Below are 22,696 nucleotides of genomic sequence, written 5' to 3'. Positions count from 1 at the left end.
TTAATTTGCGGAATTTTTAGCAGAAGATTATAGTAGAATTAGTAACATTTATAAAAAATCTGATTTCTTATATAAATAAATTTGCTCTAAATGTACTAAATAGCTACGGGGATTTTGAGCGAAAATTTAGTGTTAAAGGAGATGAAAAAATGTTTCGTGTTGGTATTTTTGAGATTTTGTGTCGTTTAGGTCTAGTTATTTTAACAAGTGGTATTATCGGGTTTGATCGCGAACAAAAAAATCGCCCCGCTGGCATGCGTACCCATATTCTCGTCGGAATTGGTGCTTGCATTATCGCCATGATGCAACAAGAAATTGCAGCTCAAGCGGTGATCTTTGCCAAAAGCAACCCGCAAATCGCTACTGTCATTCGAGCCGATCAAGCTCGTCTTATCGCTCAAGTTGTTAGTGGTATTGGTTTTCTTGGCGCTGGAACAATCGTTGTGACCCATCACTCTATTCGTGGGTTAACTACCGCTGCTTCTTTATGGGCCACAGCCGGATTGGGTTTAGCAATCGGCATGGGCTATTATGCGATTGCATTGTTAAGTTTTATTGCCGTAATTGCCGTTTTAGTTTTACTAAAGAAAATTGTTCATGTGCCAACAAATAAAAACTTTCAAATTAAATATATCAATCCTGAAGAGGCAGAACCCTTTATTAATGAATTTTTTAAAAGTCGCAAGATAAAGGCAATTACCACCGACTATTCCGTTGATACACAAGATGAGGTAAAAATTTTTCGTAAAAAATATGCAATTGCTTTTATTAGTGCTGATACTTCAGCAGAAATTATTGATGGCCTAGCACAAAATAAAAATATTATCGCTGTACGGGCCTTAGAAAAATAAGCTAATTAATCTGTGATAGAAGTTTTTTACTTTATGTAAAAACAATGAATCTTAAAGGAGCTTTCTATGACATTTGAAAAAATTCAACAAATCTATCCCAATGCGCGTTTTAGTAATACGCCGGTGGATGATCCTAAGTTTTATTCTATTCGGCTAGAAGACGGCTTTGCACTCTTACTTACAAGTAGCCTAACCAAAAATGAACGTAGCCTCTTACAACTACTGTCAAATCCCATAAAGGAACCCAAAAATGCCGCAACTCATCGCTGGTATCGTATCTTGTTTAAAGGCGACAGCACACCAAATACTAATCAAGTGCGTATTTTACAAGTGAAATTAAAAGGTGGCAAAGATTTTGAAAAAACAACTTGGCAACAGGCTGTAACAGAAATCATTCAAGCTGTTGCTGATGCATTTTGGCTTAGTCAAGATAATTTTATTTTAGTGGAAAACAAGGAAATCGGTAATTTTTCAACAAGTGAACTATTTAGTATTTTCCAAGCTCTTGATAGTGATTTCGACTCTTATAGTCAGGTTTTTATTGGCGAATTTCATAAAACTGACGGTAACATTTCCCAAGATTTTCAAACCGAAAGACAAATATTCTTGCAACAAGCGCATCGCAATAATAGTCAACAAAATTTTACATTAGCCAATTCAGCTGTTGACTATTTTATGTTTGAACCAATGCAAAACATTCCGCTTTTTAAAAATTTATTTCAATTATGGTTTAATGACTCTGAAATGACCGCAATTTTAGAAGCGTTATGGCAAGCCCAAGGCAATGTTAGTTCTGCAGCGAAGACATTATTTTTGCATCGTAATACTATTAGTTACCGGATTGACAAATTTCAAGAAGCAACGGGACTTGATTTGAAGAAAATGGACGATTTAATGTTTTGTCATCTATTGATTACTTGTTTTTCTGAAACAAAATAAAAAGATTGTAGCAAGTTAGTTATCTGAAAGAATAAGAATAAATTTGGCAAAAAGTAAGGTATTATAATATTTTTGTCACACCTTGCTATCATTCAAAAAGCAAAATAGAGGAGAGGTAACAAAAGTCTTGTTACCTCTCCTCTTTTCCGAATAAACGTTGTGACAAAAGCAACTTCTATCACACCTTCTTTATTTTTAACACGTTTTTTAGATCAAAATTTTTAATTTCCTTTTTCTAAGCTCCTTTTGTGATCCGCTTTAATTTGAGCCAATAAAGCTGGTTGCGTAAATAAATCCAAAGCTGTTTTAGCTAGTAATTCTGCGGCAATTGCAATTGATGCTAAACCTTTATCACTTTTTGCTGCTGCTTTAAATTCTTCTGAGTGACCGGCAATATAAGTATCTGAAATAGACACAGTTGGTTGAATGGTGGGAACAACTTGACTAACATTCCCTACATCAGAAGAACCTAAGCTCGTTTTTATGTTCGTTTCAATCTCATTTGAAGGAATTTTTAACGCTGTCAAATGTTGAAAGAAAAGAGCATCAAAACTCGGTGTGACAATCACATCGTCAACAGCATTTTGAAAAAGCCCAAATTCATAAGTTGCCCCAGTTGCTAGTGATGCGGCCTTGACGATATTTTCCACTTTTTGATAAACCTCGTTTAATGTACTGCGATTTTTTGCCCGCAGATAAAAACGACCCGCGGCATATTCGGGAATGACATTGGCCGCCACACCGCCGTCAGTAATAATGCCATGAATATTTACATCTTTTGGCAAAAATAGACGCAAACTATTAATTCCATTAAAGACTTGTAATAGGGCTTCTAAAGCACTAATCCCTTTTTCTGGTGCGCCAGCTGCGTGAGAGGCACGGCCATAAAATTTAATATCAACTGGATCATTGGCTAAAGAAGCTGTCGTTTTACCATAACGATAAGCCGGATGGACACATAACGCAGCATCAACATCTGCAAAAAATCCTTCACGAACAAAACTTCCCTTAGCAGAACCATTTTCACCACCTTCTTCGCCTGGAGTTCCATATACCCGAATTTCACCACCAAAATCAGCGATTACGTCTTTTAAAGCACTAGCTGCTAAAACAGAATAAGTTCCAAAAAGATTATGCCCACATGCATGACCAATCCCAGGTAGCGCATCAAATTCTGCTAAAAAGACGATGACAGGACCTGGTTTACCAGAAGTAAAACGGGCGTCAAAACCGGTTCTATGACCAGCCACATCTTTTTTGACCGTAAAACCTTCTTTTTCCAATTGTTTCACTAACGCATCAGATGAATAAAACTCATAATTACTAACTTCAGGATGATTATGAATATCTAAAGCAATTTCTTGATAAGTTGGCAAACTAGCTTTAATAAATTCTTCGATGTGTTGCTGTCTTGTAGTTGTAGTTGTAGTTGTAGACATATTCTTCACTCCTCTTTTTTTTATCGGTTGCTACATTCGTTTTTAGTTGAAATGATGATTTTTATTGCGAATTCTATTTTTATTTACGACCAAAGGTTTCCCAAGCAGGAATACTGGATCCTTTTGAAGTTTCTTCAATCACTTTTTCAGTTGCTTTTGTTTGATATGCATCTACAATTTTTTGATAGACTTTGTTATTTGCATCTTCTTTTCGTGCCACGATTATATTGACATAAGGGCGGGCATTGTCATCAACAGGTTCTAAAAAAATGGCATCTTTTGTCGGAGTGAAGCCTGCATCCACTGCCACTCCACTATTAATGACAGAAATATCCACATCAGATAAAGCGCGGGCAGTTTGAGCAGCATCTAATTCAGTAATTTTCAAATCTTTTTTATTTTCAGTGATATCAGAGACAGTTGGTGTTTGTTTTTTAGCTGGATCGACTTTGATTAAACCCGCTGTTTGAAGTAATAGTAAAGCACGTCCACCATTTGTGACATCATTTGGAATGGCAACTTTCGCGCCATCTTTTAATTCTTTTACATCTTTTAATTTGTCAGAATAAATTCCTAAAGGCGCATTGACGGTATTCCCAATTGAAACCAAATCCGTTTTATGTTCTTTATTGTAGTTATCTAGGAAAAATTGATGCTGAAAAGAATTTAAATCAATTGATTTGTCTGCTAATGCAGCATTGGGCTGATTATAGTCTGTGAATTTGACATATTCTAAATTAATTCCTTCTTTTTTAAGACGATCTTTTACATTATCCCAAACATCTGTATCAGACCCAATTACGCCCAGCTTCACTGTTGTTTCTTTTTGTGTTTCACTTTTTGCCTTAGCATCACCTTTTGAACAACCTGTACCAACAAATAATAACGCAAGTGCAACGACACCAAATTTCACTAATTTTTTCATTCCAAATTCCTCCACATTCTACTTATATTAATGAGTAATTTTTTTAATCACTTGATTACTAATAAATTGACTGATAAAAACTAAAATTAAAATTAATAAGGTTGCCACAATCGTCACATCGGTTTGGAAGCGATTATAGCCTCGAGAAATTGCTAAATTACCTAGCCCCCCTGCACCAACTGCTCCTGCCATCGTCGTTAATCCAATCACATTAATTATCGTTAAGGCAGAAACACGGACAATGCCTGGTAAACCTTCTAGTAAATACACACGAAAAATAATGCCTAAAGGACTCGTTCCCATTGATTCTGCCGCCTCAATTACCCCTTGATCAACTTCTAATAGTGCATTTTCAATTTGACGCGCAAAAAATGGAACAACTCCTACAACTAAAGGAACTAATGCTGCTTTTTCACCAATAGTTGTTCCGACCACAAAACGGGTTACTATGGCTAAAAGCGAAAGCATAATGATAAAAGGAATGGAACGGATGATATTAATCAATTTATCTAAAATGCTATATAATAAATGATTTGGTAAAATACCTTCTGGGCGGCTGACTACTAAAATGACACCTAATATGATGCCAAATATCCCACCAACTAAAGCAGTCCAAAATGACATGTAGAGTGTCTGTTTGGTTGCTTCAATAAATTCATCAGGTATAGCTAAAACATTGGGAAAATACTTTTCTAATAATGATTGCATCTTAAAAACCTCCCATAACAACTTTGTCACTTTCTTGGCGATACTTTAAAACATTGGTATAGACACCGAGTTTTTGCAAATGTTTTAAGGCTTGGTGTCGCTGATTTTCTTCACCCGCAAGTGACACAACCAAACTTCCCAATGGCACATCTTGAATGATTTCAACATTGCCGTACAAAATATTGGTAGTTACTTGGTAGCGGCTATACAATTGGGCAATCAATGGTTCATTCGTTTGATCTCCCACATAAGCCAACTCCACTAACCATTCATTATCTGCTAAAAGACTAAACTTTTTACTACTCAAAATCGTCTCTAACGCTTGATCGATATGCGTAGCAGTCCGAATAAAATCACGGGTTAAAACTTGTTTGGGTTGGCTAAAAACTTGGATACTACTCCCTTTTTCGATAATTTTTCCTGCTTGCATTACCGCAACTTTATTACAGATTTCTTTAACCACTTGCATTTCATGAGTAATTAAAATAATCGTCAATTCTAATTTCTTATTTAAATCTTTTAATAATGATAAAATCTGTAACGTTGTTTTTGGATCTAGTGCACTTGTCGCTTCATCACATAATAAAATACTGGGGTCATTGGCTAATGCTCGTGCAATAGCTACCCGTTGCTTTTGCCCCCCTGATAATTGGGAAGGATAACTATTAGCTTTATCTGCAATACCAACAAGACTTAATAGTTCTGCGACTTTTTGTTGACGCTCCTGTTTGGATTTTCCTGAGTATTTAAGCGAAAATGCCACGTTTTCAAAAATCGTCCGACTATTCATTAAATTAAAATGTTGGAAAATCATCCCAATTTCTTTGCGTTTTTCTCGCAACGCTTTATCTTTTAAAGACGTTAATTCAATGCCGTTAATCGTTACTGTCCCAGTCGTTGGGCGTTGCAATAAATTAATAACCCGCACCAACGTACTCTTACCTGCACCAGAGTAACCTACAATGCCATATACATCCCCAGTTTGAATATGCAAGTTTACATCTTTAACAGCGTGAATTTCTTTGTCTTTTTCTTTAGTAAAAGTTACCGAAATATCCTTTAAATCAATCATGTTTCTCCTCCTAAAAATCCTTGTTATTTCGTCTTTTTAAAAGCGTCACATTCGTTTTTGTCCCATCTTATTTATCCTTTCTTAAAACATTTAGTAAAAAAAAGCATCCTCAAACAAAGAAATATTCTTTGCTTGAGGACGCTTTTTTGCGTGTTACCACCTCATTTTGAATTTAGCTTACACTAAATTCCTCTTCAAGTACTAGCATACTCTAGTGCTATAACAGGCACACCTGCTAGCTTCTCACTTTTTGCTCGAAGCTAGATTACTCATAGGCCATTTTCAACAACTTCCTTTTACTTCTTTTCAGCTACCGAAGCTCTCTTTAAAAAATTTCATTGTTTACTTACCTAATCACAGTAATGAATATAAAAATAAAAAAAGTCCTCTTATAGATTAACTCTATAAAAGGACGAATGATCGTGTTACCACCTTAGTTTGAAAGCAAATGCTTTCCTCTACCCAACGTTTATGAATCGTGAATCGTATCATAAAGATTGGTGTTTCTTTTAACGGTGAAACCTCCGAAGTTGCCTACTTATCGACAAACTTATTCTCCAAGGCCATTTTCAGTCTTTTGTCCATAACACTTTTCACCAGCCAGTGTCTCTCTAAAATGTACGCCAAACTTACTTTCCTCATCAACGAAATTTTATTTATTTGTTGAAATGAAGTTTACGCTAGCTACTATTTTTTGTCAACTGCAAAATAAAATTTATTTCTGATGATTGGTAGATAAATACAAATGAAGGGCGCCATTATAGCTTTTATAAAACATAAAATAAATTTTCAGCCAACAATTTGCAACCCCTTTCAAAAAAGTGCACAAAAAAACCACTTCATTTTGTGCACACTGTCCTAACGATTAAAAACGTTTACATTTATACTATGAATATAGTAAAACAAAAAAAGAAAAAGAGGTAGAAATTATGGTACAAATGGCATTAAACCACGTTTACAAAAAATATGACAATGCGGAAAACTATTCCGTTACTGATTTTAATTTAAATATTGCCGATCGTGAATTTATCGTTTTTGTTGGTCCTTCAGGCTGTGGTAAATCAACAACTTTACGAATGATTGCCGGTCTTGAAGATATTACAGAAGGCGAACTTTCGATTGGTGACAAAGTAATGAATGATGTGGCACCAAAAGACCGCGATATCGCAATGGTATTCCAAAACTACGCACTATATCCGCATATGACAGTATTTGATAACATGGCATTTGGTTTGAAATTACGTAAATATAACAAAGAAGATATCAAAACTCGGGTAGAAAATGCAGCTGAGATTTTAGGTTTAACCGAATACTTAGATCGTAAGCCAGCCGCTTTATCTGGTGGACAACGTCAGCGTGTTGCCTTAGGTCGTGCCATTGTGCGAGATGCAAAAGTCTTCTTAATGGATGAACCTTTGTCAAACTTAGATGCTAAATTACGGGTAGCAATGCGGGCAGAAATTGCTAAATTGCACCAACGCTTAAATACAACAACGATTTATGTAACCCATGACCAAACTGAAGCGATGACCATGGCTGACCGAATTGTTATCATGAAAGATGGTTTCATTCAACAAATTGGTACGCCCCAAGAAGTATATGACACACCAGTAAATGTCTTTGTAGCAGGTTTCATCGGCTCTCCAGCAATGAACTTCTTCAACGTTACATTGAATAACGGTGTAATTACAGATGGCTACGGCTTAAAATTACGCATTCCAGAAGGAAAAAATAAAATTTTAGTAGAAAAAGGATACGAAGGTAAAGAAGTTATCTTTGGTATCCGCCCTGAAGATATTCACTCTGAACAAGTAGCTATTGAAGCTTCACCAGAAGCAACAGTTAACGCTGAAGTAGTCGTTTCAGAATTACTTGGGGCTGAATCAATGCTATACACTAAAACCGGCGAAACAGAATTCGTTTCAAAAGTTGATGCCCGTGACTTCCACAAACCAGGTGAATTCATTGAATTAGCTTTTAATATTAATAAAGCCCACTTCTTTGACAAAGATAGCGAAAATGTTATCAAATTACCTTAATTTTGTTCATTTCTTATTTTCCCATAAAGGCAAAAAACGTTCGCAAGCGCGAGCGTTTTTTGTTTACTTGACTATACAAAAAACCGTCACGTCAAAACGTGACGGTTTCTTTTAAGCAGCAAGCTCTTTGGCTTTTTCTTGTTCTTCTTTCAATAATTTATTGTCATAGAATTTGATAAACGGAAACCAGATAATAAATGCTAAGATTGCACATAAGATTGCTAAAACTGCAGCTTTCCAGTCACCACCAGAACCAATAAAGGCTCCAATACCAACAGGAGATGGCCATGGCATTTGCGCTAACATCGGTTTTACAAATTCAAATTTAATTGCAAAATAAGCAAGAGACGCTGATGCCATTGGCGCTAAAAAGAACGGTAATGCTAAGAAGGGATTATAAACAATCGGCATCCCAAAAATAATGGGTTCATTAATATTGAAAATACCTGGTACAAGAGAAGCCTTACCTAAAACTTTTAATTGGTCAGATTTTGCCATAAAAGCAATAAAAATAATCAAACCTAACGTTGCCCCAGAACCCCCAACTGTTACATAAGAGTTATTAAACTCACCAGCTAGTGGATAATTGGCGCCAGCAGCATTGGCTGCCATATTTGCTAAAACAATTGGTGTTAAAAAAGAAGTGATGATATTGGCACCATGTATCCCAACAATCCATAACGCATGAATTAAGAAGTAGATCACCATAATTCCCAACCAGGTATTGGTTAAGTTGGTTACAAAACTAAATGGAATATAGATTACTTTAAAAATATCTGTTCCCAATGCAATTAAAATACCATTAATAATCATTACCACAAACGCAATCACAAAAGTTGGAATTAATGCAGTAAAAGAACGTGACACACCTGGTGGTACAACATCCGGCATTTTAATAACAAGATTACGTTTAACGCATAGACAATACAATTCTACAGCAATAACGGACATAATAATCCCAGTAAAAATCCCAGAAGTACCCAAACGATCAGCAAAAGCTCCCATCCGAATTCCGTTAACAACTTTTTCAGTATCCGTAATTGAATTAATTAATGTCATTTTGCCATCTGTTAAAGCGATTTCAGGAATACACATGAAAAAAGCAAAAACTGCTAACAATGCTCCTGTTAATGGATTAACATTAATTCCTTTTTCATCCCGTTCGATGGCAGTTAATTCATAAGCAAAAACAATAGCAAAATAAATAGCTAAAATTCCCATCGTCATCGTATTGGCAACCATATAAAGATCACTTACTTTAAAAAAGGTTGCTTCAAAGAAACTTTCCAATCCTGAAAAAGCTACAGGTAATACATTTAATACTAAAAACATGGAACCAACAATAGTGAAAGGAATGGACGCCATCCCAGCTGCCATAACCGCCCGCACAATTTTCATTTGAGCCAGTTTTCCCATCGGCCCCATTAAATATTTTTGTAAAAAGTTAAACATATCTTACTCCCCTTTCATAAATATAAAGATTTTTCATATTGCTTAATGCGATGATAATGTTTATCCCGATTATTGCTAATATCATGTATCCGGTGTTTAATAACCAAACAAAGTAAACTCCCAACTAATAAAAACATGACAATAAAAGCTCTACCAGATACTCCTGGATTCATAAAAGGGAATACCCATGAAAATAGTGGTGTAAATGCAGATAATAACAAACCTAAGTTTACTATTAACTGTAACCAATAATACATCTCTGTTTTGGGCACACTATTATTCGGCGTATTATATAATTTTGCTTGTTCAAAAACCGCTGGCAAAATACTCATTATTAAGATAGCCGGAACAAAAAACAGCTTTGAATCTACTAATAGTAATGCGATCAGCCAATACAAATTAGAAAAGAAAAAAACTGCACTAAGATACCGAACCAAAAGATAGCGATTAAAATACATATTTTTTAAACTCAATTTTTTTCGATCTAAATCAAGCGCTTTTTTATCGGTATCTTTCATAATAATTCCTCCTTTATTTTCTATAACTTCTTTTCAACGAATTATTGATTTATTATCATTCATTATTTTTAGCAAAACACTATTTATGATTGTGTTTTGCATTTTCTTCATACAAATATTTCATTTCTTGAGCCACTTCTAACAATGTCATCGTTGTCATCAAGTGGTCTTGGGCGTGGACCATGATAATTTCCATTTCAATTTTTTTACCATTCGCATAGTCTTTCAATAGTTCTGTTTGCGATTTATGGGCGTTTAAAATTTCACTATTCGCAGTTTCTAAAAGTTCGTCTGCCTTTTCAAAGTCGTTTTTTCGCATCGCGGCAAAAGCATTATGAATCGTGGTACGTGCATTGCCACTATTCAAAATAATCTCAAAAGCCGCAACTTGAATTTCTTCACTATTCATCACATCTTCATTTTTATTTTCTCCTGTCATATTCTTCCTCCTCTCTTTTTACATCAATTGTAAGAATAATTTACTGAAATTCTCAAAAGTTGGTTCTGCCAGCATCTGCTCTTGAAACTGTTGGCAATCTACTAATCTCACAATCGCCTTAGTAATTACAGTAATTCCTTTATTTTCAATATAAGAAGGTGAAATTAAAAAGACAAAGCGAATGTTTTCTGCTTGATCCCACTGCATGCCGTTAGGAATTAGCGCGATCGCAATTTTAGTTGAAATTCCTACTGGTAGGGCTGGATGTGGCACAACAATACTATCGCTAAAAATAATTTGTCCCATCTGCTGGCGGTGATTAATTTGTTCTAATAATTCTTTCGGATAATTTTTAGATTCATTAACACTTAATAATTCTGCCAGTTCCACTAAAACCTGTTCTTTAGTCGGCTTCACTTTATAAAGTTTAAAATACTTTTCTCCCATCTGTTCTAGTAACATGTTTTGTTTATATTGTGCTTTTTCATCAACTAATGGCAGAGTAGTCCTCTGTCGGAGTTTGGTAGTCATTTGCTGAATCGTTTTACGAATTTTTGTTACATCTTCATCATTTAAAAAAACGCTGACATGAATAACTGGAATGGGAAAAACCATCGCAGAAAGATCAATTGATGAAATGATTAGATCTGCATCATTGAGGCTCGTTTCATTAATTTCATAATAGCCTTGAACATTGGTCACGGTAATATACTTATCAAACTCGTTTACTACTCTATTTTTTAACAATTGGGCACTACCATAACCTGTTGCACAAATGATTAAAGCATGAACTTTACTCTTGTCTTTGGCCTTTTCCATTGCCGCTAGGACATGTAAAGTTAAATACGCCCATTCATCATCAGTGATTTGATAATCTTTTAAAATAGGCATCTGACCTAAATATTTTTTAGTCACTTCAAATGCTTGGGGATAATTATTTTTTATCTCATCAGTCAATGGATTATCTAATGAAATCTTGCGCTCCAATCTAACTAGTAATGGTTTTAAATGATCAAGTAGTCCCGTCTTTAACTGATAATCGTCACTTAAAGAATACCCTAAACTACTGCTTAATAAAGAAAGCGCATGTGTCAATTCTCCAGTTAATTCTTGATTTTCTTCTCCAACAGGATGATTTGATTTTGCCATTAAATGTAAAGCAAGATAGGAAACCTCTTCTGACGGAAAAGAGATGTTAGCAAAAGTCTCAATTCGTTTAACTATTTTTTGTGCAACTTCATACTCTACTTTTTGCGAAATATCTGCCGTTATCCCAAGTTCTTTAATTTCAAAGCCTTCTTTTAGACGTTTGATACTTAAGGCCAGATGTAAAACCAAATTTTGAATAATAATATCCGAGATTTTTAATTTGGCTTCTCTGATTTCATCTAAAATAATAATCGTCACTTCTTCAAAACTAATATCTTGAAAAAGCGGACTATTGCCTAGATACTTTTTCAGTGAATTTGTGTAATTTTTGCCGAAAAAAGTGTCTAAAATAAAATGCCGTTTACTCCGCTCATCCCCTTTAACAAATAGACCCACACCGTGTTTTGCAATCAGTTGTAACCCATAAGGCTTCAACTTTTCTTTAATTGCTTGAATATCCTTGCTTAACGAGGAACGACTAATAAATAATTCTTCTGCTAAATCATCCAAATTTATCATTGTTTCTTCTAGTAACAATTTATTTAAAATATAATTTTCGCGATCGGTAATATCAGAAAACAATGGTAGTTTTTCTTCATTGCTTAAGGTAATTCCTTGTTTTGATAAGAAAATATCAAAATTTAGCTTATTTAAAATACTTATACAATACCCATATCCTTGTTTTGAAGTAATTTTTCCGCCATTTTCTTGAACGATTTCTTTTAAGTTATTAATATATGTGCGAATCGTGCGGTCAGACAACGACAACCAAGCGGCCAAGCTCTGGCTAGTAACAAACTCATCTTGATGACGAATCAATTGGATGAGTAATTCTCTTTCTTTTGGTCTCATTATCTTCCCTCTTTTTCTATATATTTTCTTCGATAACTTCGCTCAATTTTTGAATACCCGTTGGAATTGGCACATATGCTTGAAAAGGTATGCTCACAACTGGTTTGCCAACTTCAGAACCTAACTTCTTGAATTTATCTAAAAACATTGTCGTCTGAGGAGAAATAAGAAATAAATCAAAATCACTCGTTTTAATCATATTATCTCCCTCTGTAGCTGAAACTGCATCGACTACAATATCTTCTCCTTTATTTTTAAAATACTCGGTTGTTTTTGCGGCCATCATTGAAGAAGACATCCCCGCTGCACAAATAATTAAAGCTTTTTTCATCATAATTCCCTCCTGAAATTTATTTATACGTTGCTACCATTGGTTTTAATAACATCTTGATACCAATAAAAAGAATCTTTACGGCTTCTAGCCAAAGTACCATTTCCTCTATTATCTTTATCTACGTATATGAAACCATAACGTTTTTCCATTTCACCTGTGCCAGCAGAAACCAAATCAATGCATCCCCAAGGCGTGTATCCCAATAAATCTACACCATCTTCTATGACAGCTAATTTCATTTGCTTAATATGTGCCTTTAAATAGTCAATTCGATACTCATCGTGTACACTGCCGTCCCCTTCTTTTTTATCATAAGCACCAAAACCATTTTCAACAATAAAAAGAGGTAGGTGGTACATATCTGTAAACCAATTTAACGCATATCTTAACCCCACCGGATCAATTTGCCAGCCCCAATCAGAAGCTTTAACAAACTCATTTCGAACTAAATCTTTTGTTTCATCATAATCATAATAATGATTTTCCTCCCGATATTTTATTGCGTGAGACATATAATAACTAAACCCAATATAATCGACCGTGCCTTCTTTTAAAGCAACTTCATCTTCTGGCGTAAAATCAATATCTATTCCCTTACGCTGCCAATATTTCAAAATATGATTTGGATAAAAGCCATGGACATGTACATCACAAAAATAGTAACGTTTCTCCATTGCTTTTAAAGACATTAAGGCATTTTCAGGTTTGTCATTTAAAGGATATAATGGAGAAAAAGCAATCATACAACCAATTTGAAAATCAGGATTAATCTTTTTCCCAATTTTTACGGCTTTTGCACTTGCGACAAGTTTATAGTGAGCAGCTTGATACATGATTGCTTCACGATCTTCTCCTTCTTGATAAAAAACACCTGAGTTAGTAAAAGGCGCAAAATCTTCATGATAGTTTGCTTGATTATTTATTTCGTTAAAAGTCATCCAATACTTCACTTTATTTTTATATCGTTTAAAGCAAACGTCAGCAAATCGTAAGAAAAAATCGATTAATTTGCGATTACGAAATCCACCGTACTCCGTCACTAAATGATAAGGAAGCTCAAAATGAGAAAGTGTTACCACTGGTTCAATATTATATTTTAAGCATTCATCAAACAAATCATCATAAAATTGTAAGCCCGCTTCATTTGGCTCAGTTTCATCTCCATTTGGAAAAATACGCGTCCAAGCAATTGAGGTCCGAAAACACTTAAAACCCATTTCTGCAAATAACTTAATATCTTCTGGATAACGATGATAAAAGTCGATTCCTTCATGGTTGGGATAATATTCATCAGCTAAAACACCCTTTGTGATAGCGCGATAATGAGTTGGCGAGCCTACTGTCATAACATCAGCGACACTCACGCCTTTTCCACCTTCTTGCCAAGCCCCTTCAAGCTGATGTGCAGCTACTGCTCCTCCCCACAAAAAATCTTTTGGAAAACTCGTGGTCATTTATTCTCCTCCTTACGTTTTTAATTACATACACAGTATATTTTGCAAACGCTTTCTAAACAAACGAATTATTTCCTTAGCAATCCGGAAAAAAATTCCATTTTCTTCTTATAAACAAAATCTCAGAATATTATATTCAATAATTTTTCGTTATAGAATTTAAGGAATAAATATTAACTATTTATGATAATAATTAGTTCGTTTATCTTATTTCATTACCATACAAATTTTTATAAATTAAAAATCATTGCTATAAAAGCTAAGCTTCAATAGCAATGATTGTTTTTCATTTATCTAAAATAATCTTCAGCAAGTCTTTCATAAGCCGCTTGTTCTTTTTTATTCGGTATAAAGTGAGTACCGGTTATTTCTTTTTTTATTTTCGGTTGAAAGTATAAATAGTATAAACCAAAAATTGGTTCATTCTCTGATGCATAAATACATTCTGCTCCAAAAATTGTACTTGCTAACTGCGCAAGTGCCGGCGTTTGAAAGAAGCCACCACTCACTGATAAGATTTGGTCAGGAGCTACCAATTGAACAAGTCGTTTGATATTTAAAAGCATACCCTCAATCACACTACGCAATAAGTCTTCTCTAGTATGATGTAGTGCTAAATCATAAAATCCCCCTTTCGCATTCTCATCCCAAAGTGGTGCTCTTTCACCATTCAAATAAGGTAAAAACCGTAAACCATGCGAACCTACAATAGTTTTTTCAAGTACATCTGGTAATTGTTGATAAAATGCCAAAGTGTCTTTTGCTAATTGCTCAGCTGACCACTCTAATAATGACGCACCATTGTTTGAAGGAGCCCCAATGACAAAATAATCTTTATTCAAATAATAACAAAAATTTTGCTTAGTAGGTTCTAATTTTATACTATTAGAGATTTGTCGTACTGCAGCACTCGTTCCAATTGTTAAACTTGCTGTCCTTTTTGTACGATAAAAACTAGCATACGCTGCTAGTGCCCCATCGCTAGCACCTGCCACAACTCTTACAGTTGATGCAAAACCAAAGTAGCGAATTTTTTCTGAAGTCATCTGAAAAGATGCCGCAGTATCAACTATCTCAGCTAATTGGTTCGTATCAATCGCTAGATACGATAAAATTTCTCCACTCCATTTTTGATTTCGCAAATCATAGTAGCCCGTTGCTGAAGCACAGGAACGATCAATTATAAATTTCCCCGTAAAATATTCTAAAACCAATTCTTTTAAGCCTAACCATCGCGTTACTTTTTGATACTTATTAACTTCTTTAAAATAAAGCAATTTTGCAAAAGGAGACATGGCATGAATAGGTGTACCCGTTAACTGATAAAAATGTTTTGCCAATTTCGTTTTAGAAAATTCAGTAATTGTTTTTCCTGCCTGTAAGTCTGACCATAAAAAAATCTTTTGACTATTAGCTGGCATCAGACTATGCATTGCCGTACTAAAACTAATTATGGAAATTTCTGCTCGTATATTTTTAGGGATTAAAAGTATCCCCTTTTCTAACGCTTCAATAATCTCTGAAGCATGCTGATATCTTGCCTCTCCATCTTCATATGTTGTCAGTACCAAGCTAGTTTCAAATAATAGTTGTTGTTCTTTTATTACTCCTAGTTTAATCGCTGTAGTTCCAATATCAATTCCTAAAAATACAGTCAAATTTATCCACCTCTATTTTAACTCGCTTAAAACATTCTTCTTATTCTAGCATAAGACTGCTTTTCACTAAAACTATGATACTTCAATTCAATTATATTACATTCAATCAAAGCCACAAAAAAAGACGTCGATACTATGATCGACGTCTTACTATTCAAAAATTAACGGTGAATATAAGTTAAACCAGAAGCGCTTATCGTTTCAATGTTTGGACCAGTTGGAGATGAGAAGCCCATACCACCTTGTGAAATTGTGATTGTGTTGTTAGCAGCGTTGTATGATTCTACGTAAGCTACGTGTCCATAAACTGGATCTGCATTCCAACTACCTACACTTTGTCCACCAGCAAATACTACAACTGCACCAGCAGCCGGTGTACCATCAACGCGATAACCATCAGCTGCTGCTGAAGCACCCCATTGTGCACCATTACCCCAATAGGTTCCTACCCAAGGAGCAACTTGTTTTACATACCAAGTACACTGACCTTGTGCATACATGTTACCTGAACCTGAATGATCAATACCGCTACCAGAGCCACCGCCCCAGCTACTACCATTGTCATTGTTATTGTTATTATTTGAGTTATTGTTGCTTGAATTATTTGAGTTATTAGAATTGCTTGAGTTACCTGAATTACCTGAATTACTTTCTGTATTGCCTGTTTGGTTTTCTTGAACTGGTTTACTTGTTTCAGTAGAATTTGAAGTTGAACCAGTTGAATTACTTACAGATGTAGTATTTGATTCTTGTTGCGCTTGAGCAGCTAATTTTTCTTGACGAGCTGCTTCTTCAGCGGCTGCTTTTTGAGCAGCTTCTTGTTCTTTGCGAATACGTGCAGCTTCTGCTTCTGCTTCTGCTTTTTGTTTATTTAATTTGTCTTTATCACTCTTAGCAGTTGCTTCTTCTGCTGCAAGGTTTGCTTTTAAAACATTTAATTCAGCTTGTTTGTTTGCAATATCATTTTTTTGTGTTTCTAATTCTTTTTGCGTTGTAGCTAAAGCATTGACTTTTTCTTCGTTTTCTTTAACTTTTGTTTCAACGGCTTGTTTATCACGTTTTTGCTGTGCGACTAAGTCATTGTTTGCTTTAACAATTGTTGTCATCGCTTGAACACGACCAATAGCGTCTGATAATGAATCAGATTCTACTACAGCATCGATAAAGTTAGTGCTTTGACCATTGACTTGTACGTCACGGGCTTGCTTTTTAATTGCTTCTTCACGTTTAGCAATGCGCACTTTTAATTTGGCAATTTTATCTTGTAGTTTCATTGTGTCGTTGTTTAATTTATCTTGTTTTGCTTCTAAGTCACTTACTTTTTCAGCGACTGCAGCAATTTCAGCTTCTAATGAACTAATTTGGTTCGCTACATCAGCTTGTTGTCCTTTTAAGCTGTTAATTTTTTGATCTTGTGCTTCAATTTTTTCATCAATAGTATCTGCAAAGGCTACATTACTTGGTACGGCAGCAAGTGTTAGTGAGCAAACTAATAATGCTGATAACAAACTCTTCTTCACGTAAAATTCCTCCGAATGGCGTCTTATTTAATAAATAATAATTACAGGTTAAAAACTTAAATTTCTTTTAACGCTAAGAGCAGTTTAACATAGTGATGTGTCAAACAAATAATAACTATGTTACAAAATTGTTTCAAAACATCCCGTTTTTTTTACAGTTATAAAAAAAGTGATTAAATCAATGATTCTAGCTAGATATCCGCTAAAATTTATTCGTTTTTTTGTTCTTTTTAAGCAAAAAAAGTTTCTTTTTTATGCAATTAACTAACGTTTTTGTCATTTGAAAGTAGAAAAATAATATTATTTGCTAACAATATTTCTTCAACTTTACTTTATCCTTTTTTCACACTCTGGCTGGAAAAATTCATCATATCTACCATCTTATGAAAAACAGCTGATCTCCTCTCCAAATAAAAAAGCCAGCTAACGGGCCCAGACTGTAGACAAAAGACGTTCCAAAATCGTAATTCAATTTTGGGACGTCTTTTTATATGTTTCCTTTTTTATACCTTATCTAAGTTTCTCAAAAGCAGAACATTACTATTGGAGTAGCGGGATCAGGGTATCTACTATTTTTTCTGGTGGTGTTGCTGAAGCAAATCGTTTCACAACATTCCCATTACGATCCACCACAAACTTGGTGAAATTCCACTTAATGGCTTTTCCTAACCCTTTTTGCTGACTTTTTAGAAATTGGTATAGTGGAGCAGCCTCTTCACCATTTACCTTAATTTTTCCAAATGTTTTAAAAGTTGTGTGATAGCGTAATTGACAAAATTGTTGAATTTCTTCATTACTACCAGGAGCTTGGTTTCCAAATTGATTGCAGGGAAAATCTAGTATTTCTAGTCCCTCCCCTCGATATTTTTGGTATAAATTTTCCAAACCTTCATACTGAGGAGTAAAGCCACAACCTGTTGCAGTATTAACAATCAATAATACTTTTCCCTTGTAGTCCTCTAACGAAACGGGATTACCACTAACATCTTTTACAGTGTAATCATATATTGTTTTCATCTGCCATTACCCCTTTACAAGTAAGGTATTTCAATCAGTATACGTTACCTTTCTTTCTTTGAATAATTTTTTGTTTAGCAGAACGATTCTGATCCGGTAAAATTTTCCTTTTCAAATGTATAGAAAAAATCAGTTTAGTAATTATCTTCTTAGTTGCATCTTATTTTTAAGACAACAAAAATAGACTTGGTCTTAAAACATAACGTAGTAGCTAAATCATTTAACCAACGCTAGACCAAGTCTATTTTATCTTTCATTACTTAAGCTTGCTGCCATTTTTCACTGTAAGCAGTCGCTGTCTTTGTTACTTTTACATAATTATTTTCTGCCACACCTTGAAAGAGATTGCCCCCGACCCCAACCAAAAGTGCACCTGCTTTTTTCCAGTTTAATAAATTGTCCAAATTAATGCCACCAGTCGGCATAATATTAATTTGCGGCAAAGGTGCTTTCACACTTTTAATTAACTCTGGCTCAAAATTATTAGCTGGAAACAACTTCACAATTTCAGCACCACTCATTAATGCCTGTTGCATTTCAGTGATAGTCATACACCCGGGTAGATAAGGAACTTGATATAAGTTACAAATTTGCGCCGTTTCTAAATTGAAACTTGGACTAACAATGAATTCTGCACCAGCTATAATAGCAAGTCGAGCTGTGGTAGCATCTAATACCGTACCTGCTCCAATTACTACACCACTTGATAAAGGATACATTTTTTTTAATTGTGTAATTACAGAAGCTGCATCAGGGACAGAAAAAGTTATTTCAAGCCCCAAAATACCACCTGCTACTACTGCTTGTGCTGCTTTTAAAGCCTGCAACTCTGTTTGTTCACGAACTACTGCAACAACCCCTGTTTTTTCAAGTCGCGATAAAACTTCCCCTTTTTTCATAGCATTATCCTACTCGACGTTCACATGTTCATGTAGTGCATCTTCATTAGAAGTTTGATCACGAGCAGCTAATTTTAAAGTCAATGCATCTAAAGTAATATGAACAGTTTGGTCAAAAAGACTTGATAACAATTGCACTGATTGAATACCCGCGCCTGTTTTTGTCGCACCAGGAACAACAATAACTTTATCAGCTAATTGGGCTAGTGGAGAGTTGGGATCACTCGTTAAAACTACAATATCTAAGCCTAACTTTTTGGCCGCTGTGGTGTCTGCTACAATTCCTTTTGTCGTACCGGATCCAGAAATAGCGACCCAAGTATCTCCTTTTTGAATCGATGGCGTAATGGTTTCGCCCATGACAAAGTCTGTATAACCAATATGCATCAACCGCATCGCAAAACCTTTTGCTTGAAAGCCGCTTCTTCCAGCTCCAATAACAAAAATCCGTTTGTCTTTTTTAAATAATGGCAAAGCTTGATCAAGCTGTGATTCATCAACTAACGCCATTACTTGATTAATTTCGGTCATAATTGTTTCAATTGTTTTCATAATGAACTGCCTCCATAAATTCTTTTACTGCCTTTACTGGATCTTGTGCTTTGGTGATCTTTGAGCCGACGATAATAATTTCCAAAATTCCTTGTGCAGCTAATTTTTTCGCCTGCATTAAATCAATTCCACCAGCAATTGCTAAACGTTTAATTGTCGGGAATTTTTCATGAAATGCCGCTACACTTGCAACTGCATCTAATTTATCTTTACGATCAATTGAATGATGTAACGCATAAATTGCTGTTGGGAAATCTTTTATCATGGCAATTTTTTCGTCTGTTACTTCTAATAAATCAATCATCATCGTTTTGTTTTCTTTTTGTGCGACTTCATAACAAGCTGCTAATGTATCATAAGAGGCCGCCCCCATTACAGTCACAATATCCCCGCCATGTGAAAAGGCTTGATTAAATTCATATGCGCCTTCATCAATTGTTTTACTATCAACTAACAATGTCGTTTGATTTAGTTTTTCTTTTAATCTTTGAATGGCAAGATTGCCATAATCTTTAACTAGTGAGGTACCCATTTCCAAAATGTCCGTTTTACCCTCTAACTGTTTTGCTAATGCTTCAGCTTCTGACAAAGAAACCCGATCAATTGCCGTTTGTAACTTCATCTATTTCACCTTCTGATTTTGTAAAAATTCCGCTAATTGTTCAGGCGTTGGGTAGCCGTCATTATCCCCAGGGGATTGAACAGCCATCGCACCAATCGCATTTGCCCGAATAACAGCTTCTTTTAATTCTTTTCCTTCAATTAATGCCGTAATCAAGCCAACAGCAAAACCGTCTCCGGCACCAACTGTATCAACAACTTTTTCTACCTTAAAGCCAGGAACCGTATAACTTATGCCATCTTTTAATTTCACAAAAGCACCTTCTGTTCCTAATTTTACGATAACTGTTTTAGTTGCAGTACCATTATTTAAATAAAAGTCAGCAATAGCTTCTGGATCACGACTACCCATCAAAATTTCGCCTTCATTAATTCCAGGTAAAACAATTTCTGCGTGAGAAGCTAAATCGTTAATCGTTTCTACCATCTCTTTTGTACTTGCCCATAATTGTGGTCGTAAATTAGGATCAAAAGTCGTCCGTATTTGATGTTTTTCCAGTAATTCAATCAAGTAGCGAAACGCGCTTTGTGCAGCTGGGGAGATTGCTGGAAAGATACCAGATAGATGCGCCATTTTCACTTCCGAAAAATCAATCTTATCTAAAACTTCTTTTTCAAAATGAGCAGCAGCCGATCCTTTACGGAAATAAAAAATACTTGGATCACCATCGCTTACTCTATCTTTTAATTGAAAAGCTGTCCAAAAATCTGCTGTTTCTGAGATATAATCAGTACCAATTTTATTTTCATGTAGCCGGTCAATAATAAATTCACCAAAGGGATCTTTTCCCACTTGGGTAATATATTCACTACTATGACCCAAACGTGAAACACCCACAGCTACGTTAACCTCAGCACCAGCCAAAAATTTTTGAAAATGAAGTACATCTTTTAAAGATTTATCTACTTCTTCTGATCCAAACAATGCAATTGGTTCGCCGATTGTTAAAAATTCACTCATGTTAAATTCCTCTTTTCTTTTATTTTAAAGTAAAATATATGCTGCAATTAAATTTAAAACAGTTGCGGCCCACGCCCATGGTAGACCCGTTAATAAAAATGTTTTTGTATCAAGTCCAGCGTATTGGACCGACCATAAATTCCATGATTGTGTAATACATGCAGACACACCCATCATAGATGGCACAACGAGTAAGCCATATAAAAAGTATTGATCAAACATTCCAGTTCCCACTAAAATCGCAGCTGTAGCGGCACCTGCCCCATAAAGCATCAACGGCCCACGGAAGTAAGAAAGTGGTGCGATAATAGCTACGATAATGATTAACGCTAATTTATTATCGGGAATGATTTGTTGAAAGACGGTCGTAAAACCAGACATCGCATGAACAGCCGCTGATTGGAACATAGTTAAAACAAACAACATAATTAATAATCCTGCGATATCACTAATCGCATGTTTAGCTGTTTCATTCATCATCATGACAAATTTGGTATATTTCTTCATATTGCCAGTCGCTGCAAAGGCAATAATTGTTGAAAGAAGTAAAGCAGGGACTGCATCCCACTTTGCAAAAATACTTAACGCTACTGGTAATACGGGTAAAATATAAGTCCAAATTGGAACTTCAGCGATTTCTTCTTCGGTCTGACTTTCAACAATTTCTGGTTTTCCATTCCGAATTTTTTTGGCGTTAAACAAGATGAATAAGACTAAAATAATCATCTGAATTCCCATCGCGACAAACCCAAAGCGTTGATAGTGTGGTCCCCACGCAACTTTAGGAAAGAAAACTTGAAATTGAACGAATAAGACATTATTAACATACATAGCTGCACCAATTGCGATTGTAAAAACAGATACCGCAATATTACGAGGCACCCCAATCGAAAACATAATTGGAAATAAGATGACACCAACAGCAATTGCAGAACCAACGCCATAAGAACTCGTGAAGATTAAAGCGATTACAAAAGCAATTAAAATGGTTGCCAGCACCGGACTTTTTTTGCCCACTTTTTCCGTTTTTCGACTGATACTTCCGGCGATTCCAGTATCAACTAACACACGTCCAAACCAGGAACCAAAAATAATGTACGCCGCTGTTTTACCATAATTCAAAACTGGTTCAGTAAAAATTTCTTTAATCGCTTGGTTAAAAGGTACCAAGCCTATCATCGTCCACAACACTGCCATCACGAAGAAACCGACAGTTAAGTTGCCACCTTTCATGGCGTAGATGACAAATATGATAAAGGTTAATGCAAGTAAAATTCCAGTTATTGCGCCACCCATG

Annotated in this window: 21 protein-coding genes and 2 other annotated features; of the genes, 3 read left to right on the top strand and 18 right to left on the bottom strand. The window is 35.2% G+C overall.

What is annotated here, in order from left to right:
- Positions 1 to 149 precede the first annotated feature (149 nt).
- Entirely contained in the window at positions 150 to 851 is a 702-nt protein-coding gene (locus IGI65_RS06105) for an MgtC/SapB family protein (RefSeq protein ID WP_438773571.1), read from the top strand.
- Between the two features lie 66 nt (positions 852 to 917).
- Complete coding sequence (locus IGI65_RS06100) at positions 918 to 1,790, top strand: helix-turn-helix domain-containing protein (protein WP_438773570.1); 873 nt, start codon at positions 918 to 920, stop codon at positions 1,788 to 1,790.
- A 221-nt stretch (positions 1,791 to 2,011) separates the two neighbouring features.
- On the opposite strand, the gene IGI65_RS06095 is transcribed toward IGI65_RS06100, so the two are convergent.
- From IGI65_RS06095 to IGI65_RS06080, 4 genes are all read right to left on the bottom strand, one after another.
- Positions 2,012 to 3,229, bottom strand: a complete 1,218-nt coding sequence (locus IGI65_RS06095; RefSeq protein WP_438773569.1) for a M20 family metallopeptidase — start codon at positions 3,227 to 3,229, stop codon at positions 2,012 to 2,014.
- A gap of 79 nt (positions 3,230 to 3,308) precedes the next feature.
- Positions 3,309 to 4,154, bottom strand: a complete 846-nt coding sequence (locus IGI65_RS06090) for a MetQ/NlpA family ABC transporter substrate-binding protein (protein WP_412257835.1) — start codon at positions 4,152 to 4,154, stop codon at positions 3,309 to 3,311.
- Positions 4,155 to 4,181: 27 nt separating this feature from the next.
- Complete coding sequence (locus IGI65_RS06085; protein ID WP_438773568.1) at positions 4,182 to 4,862, bottom strand: methionine ABC transporter permease; 681 nt, start codon at positions 4,860 to 4,862, stop codon at positions 4,182 to 4,184.
- Between the two features lies 1 nt (position 4,863).
- The gene (locus IGI65_RS06080; RefSeq protein ID WP_438773566.1) at positions 4,864 to 5,934 is read right to left on the bottom strand and encodes a methionine ABC transporter ATP-binding protein; all 1,071 of its coding nucleotides are present in this window, start codon (positions 5,932 to 5,934) and stop codon (positions 4,864 to 4,866) included.
- Positions 5,935 to 6,065: 131 nt separating this feature from the next.
- Positions 6,066 to 6,301, bottom strand: a binding site (T-box leader).
- A gap of 38 nt (positions 6,302 to 6,339) precedes the next feature.
- Positions 6,340 to 6,588 (bottom strand) — a binding site (T-box leader).
- Between the two features lie 275 nt (positions 6,589 to 6,863).
- Between IGI65_RS06080 and IGI65_RS06075 the strand changes: the two genes are divergently transcribed.
- Complete coding sequence (locus IGI65_RS06075; RefSeq protein ID WP_071863555.1) at positions 6,864 to 7,973, top strand: ABC transporter ATP-binding protein; 1,110 nt, start codon at positions 6,864 to 6,866, stop codon at positions 7,971 to 7,973.
- Between the two features lie 111 nt (positions 7,974 to 8,084).
- Here IGI65_RS06075 and celB read toward each other — a convergent pair whose 3' ends face one another.
- The 14 genes from celB to IGI65_RS06005 all read right to left on the bottom strand — a co-directional run bounded on the left by celB (position 8,085) and on the right by IGI65_RS06005 (position 22,695).
- Positions 8,085 to 9,425 (bottom strand): PTS cellobiose transporter subunit IIC, encoded by a 1,341-nt coding sequence (gene celB, locus IGI65_RS06070; protein ID WP_438773564.1) that lies wholly within the window; start codon positions 9,423 to 9,425, stop codon positions 8,085 to 8,087.
- A gap of 14 nt (positions 9,426 to 9,439) precedes the next feature.
- Entirely contained in the window at positions 9,440 to 9,943 is a 504-nt protein-coding gene (locus IGI65_RS06065) for a hypothetical protein (protein WP_438773563.1), read from the bottom strand.
- 79 nt (positions 9,944 to 10,022) lie between these two features.
- The gene (locus IGI65_RS06060) at positions 10,023 to 10,352 is read right to left on the bottom strand and encodes a PTS cellobiose transporter subunit IIA (protein WP_071863776.1); all 330 of its coding nucleotides are present in this window, start codon (positions 10,350 to 10,352) and stop codon (positions 10,023 to 10,025) included.
- A 48-nt stretch (positions 10,353 to 10,400) separates the two neighbouring features.
- Positions 10,401 to 12,383 (bottom strand): BglG family transcription antiterminator, encoded by a 1,983-nt coding sequence (locus IGI65_RS06055; protein WP_438773562.1) that lies wholly within the window; start codon positions 12,381 to 12,383, stop codon positions 10,401 to 10,403.
- A 16-nt stretch (positions 12,384 to 12,399) separates the two neighbouring features.
- Positions 12,400 to 12,714: a PTS cellobiose transporter subunit IIB gene (locus tag IGI65_RS06050; protein WP_071863551.1), complete on the bottom strand. Its 315-nt coding sequence runs from the start codon at positions 12,712 to 12,714 to the stop codon at positions 12,400 to 12,402.
- Between the two features lie 23 nt (positions 12,715 to 12,737).
- Complete coding sequence (locus tag IGI65_RS06045; RefSeq protein ID WP_438773560.1) at positions 12,738 to 14,171, bottom strand: 6-phospho-beta-glucosidase; 1,434 nt, start codon at positions 14,169 to 14,171, stop codon at positions 12,738 to 12,740.
- Between the two features lie 290 nt (positions 14,172 to 14,461).
- A complete protein-coding gene (locus tag IGI65_RS06040; RefSeq protein ID WP_438773559.1) occupies positions 14,462 to 15,829 on the bottom strand; it encodes a gluconokinase in 1,368 nt (455 codons plus the stop codon).
- A gap of 161 nt (positions 15,830 to 15,990) precedes the next feature.
- Positions 15,991 to 17,349 (bottom strand): PcsB-like coiled-coil domain-containing protein, encoded by a 1,359-nt coding sequence (locus IGI65_RS06035; RefSeq protein WP_438773558.1) that lies wholly within the window; start codon positions 17,347 to 17,349, stop codon positions 15,991 to 15,993.
- A gap of 540 nt (positions 17,350 to 17,889) precedes the next feature.
- Positions 17,890 to 18,366 carry a glutathione peroxidase gene (locus tag IGI65_RS06030; RefSeq protein ID WP_095007146.1) on the bottom strand — a complete coding sequence of 159 codons (477 nt, stop codon included), beginning with the start codon at positions 18,364 to 18,366 and terminating at the stop codon, positions 17,890 to 17,892.
- Between the two features lie 260 nt (positions 18,367 to 18,626).
- The gene (locus IGI65_RS06025) at positions 18,627 to 19,265 is read right to left on the bottom strand and encodes a bifunctional 2-keto-4-hydroxyglutarate aldolase/2-keto-3-deoxy-6-phosphogluconate aldolase (protein WP_095007147.1); all 639 of its coding nucleotides are present in this window, start codon (positions 19,263 to 19,265) and stop codon (positions 18,627 to 18,629) included.
- A 9-nt stretch (positions 19,266 to 19,274) separates the two neighbouring features.
- Positions 19,275 to 19,817 carry a 6-phospho-3-hexuloisomerase gene (hxlB, locus tag IGI65_RS06020; protein ID WP_071863545.1) on the bottom strand — a complete coding sequence of 181 codons (543 nt, stop codon included), beginning with the start codon at positions 19,815 to 19,817 and terminating at the stop codon, positions 19,275 to 19,277.
- Positions 19,804 to 20,439: an orotidine 5'-phosphate decarboxylase / HUMPS family protein gene (locus IGI65_RS06015; RefSeq protein WP_438773556.1), complete on the bottom strand. Its 636-nt coding sequence runs from the start codon at positions 20,437 to 20,439 to the stop codon at positions 19,804 to 19,806. Before IGI65_RS06015 ends, hxlB begins: the two co-directional genes overlap by 14 nt.
- Positions 20,440 to 21,399 (bottom strand): sugar kinase, encoded by a 960-nt coding sequence (locus IGI65_RS06010; RefSeq protein ID WP_438773555.1) that lies wholly within the window; start codon positions 21,397 to 21,399, stop codon positions 20,440 to 20,442.
- Between the two features lie 24 nt (positions 21,400 to 21,423).
- On the bottom strand, positions 21,424 to 22,695 hold the full coding sequence (locus IGI65_RS06005; RefSeq protein ID WP_438773554.1) for a gluconate:proton symporter: 1,272 nt from the start codon (positions 22,693 to 22,695) through the stop codon (positions 21,424 to 21,426).
- Between the last annotated feature and the right edge of the window lies 1 nt (position 22,696).

This window comes from Enterococcus sp. DIV0755b (assembly GCF_051713765.1).
In the GTDB taxonomy this organism is placed as follows: domain Bacteria; phylum Bacillota; class Bacilli; order Lactobacillales; family Enterococcaceae; genus Enterococcus_C; species Enterococcus_C canintestini.
The sequence above is the reverse complement of the archived record's forward strand: the minus strand, read 5'-3'. Positions and strand labels throughout refer to the sequence as shown.

Coding starts and splice junctions, on each gene's coding strand:
- IGI65_RS06105 (WP_438773571.1), top strand. CDS start 150: ATGTTTCGTGTTGGTATTTTTGAGATTTTGTGTCGTTTAGGTCTAGTT.
- IGI65_RS06065 (WP_438773563.1), bottom strand. CDS start 9,943: ATGAAAGATACCGATAAAAAAGCGCTTGATTTAGATCGAAAAAAATTG.
- IGI65_RS06050 (WP_071863551.1), bottom strand. CDS start 12,714: ATGAAAAAAGCTTTAATTATTTGTGCAGCGGGGATGTCTTCTTCAATG.
- IGI65_RS06005 (WP_438773554.1), bottom strand. CDS start 22,695: ATGGGTGGCGCAATAACTGGAATTTTACTTGCATTAACCTTTATCATA.
- IGI65_RS06010 (WP_438773555.1), bottom strand. CDS start 21,399: ATGAGTGAATTTTTAACAATCGGCGAACCAATTGCATTGTTTGGATCA.
- hxlB (WP_071863545.1), bottom strand. CDS start 19,817: ATGAAAACAATTGAAACAATTATGACCGAAATTAATCAAGTAATGGCG.
- IGI65_RS06100 (WP_438773570.1), top strand. CDS start 918: ATGACATTTGAAAAAATTCAACAAATCTATCCCAATGCGCGTTTTAGT.
- IGI65_RS06090 (WP_412257835.1), bottom strand. CDS start 4,154: ATGAAAAAATTAGTGAAATTTGGTGTCGTTGCACTTGCGTTATTATTT.
- IGI65_RS06025 (WP_095007147.1), bottom strand. CDS start 19,265: ATGAAAAAAGGGGAAGTTTTATCGCGACTTGAAAAAACAGGGGTTGTT.
- IGI65_RS06095 (WP_438773569.1), bottom strand. CDS start 3,229: ATGTCTACAACTACAACTACAACTACAAGACAGCAACACATCGAAGAA.
- celB (WP_438773564.1), bottom strand. CDS start 9,425: ATGTTTAACTTTTTACAAAAATATTTAATGGGGCCGATGGGAAAACTG.
- IGI65_RS06030 (WP_095007146.1), bottom strand. CDS start 18,366: ATGAAAACAATATATGATTACACTGTAAAAGATGTTAGTGGTAATCCC.
- IGI65_RS06055 (WP_438773562.1), bottom strand. CDS start 12,383: ATGAGACCAAAAGAAAGAGAATTACTCATCCAATTGATTCGTCATCAA.
- IGI65_RS06060 (WP_071863776.1), bottom strand. CDS start 10,352: ATGAATAGTGAAGAAATTCAAGTTGCGGCTTTTGAGATTATTTTGAAT.
- IGI65_RS06080 (WP_438773566.1), bottom strand. CDS start 5,934: ATGATTGATTTAAAGGATATTTCGGTAACTTTTACTAAAGAAAAAGAC.
- IGI65_RS06085 (WP_438773568.1), bottom strand. CDS start 4,862: ATGCAATCATTATTAGAAAAGTATTTTCCCAATGTTTTAGCTATACCT.
- IGI65_RS06015 (WP_438773556.1), bottom strand. CDS start 20,439: ATGAAGTTACAAACGGCAATTGATCGGGTTTCTTTGTCAGAAGCTGAA.
- IGI65_RS06045 (WP_438773560.1), bottom strand. CDS start 14,171: ATGACCACGAGTTTTCCAAAAGATTTTTTGTGGGGAGGAGCAGTAGCT.
- IGI65_RS06075 (WP_071863555.1), top strand. CDS start 6,864: ATGGTACAAATGGCATTAAACCACGTTTACAAAAAATATGACAATGCG.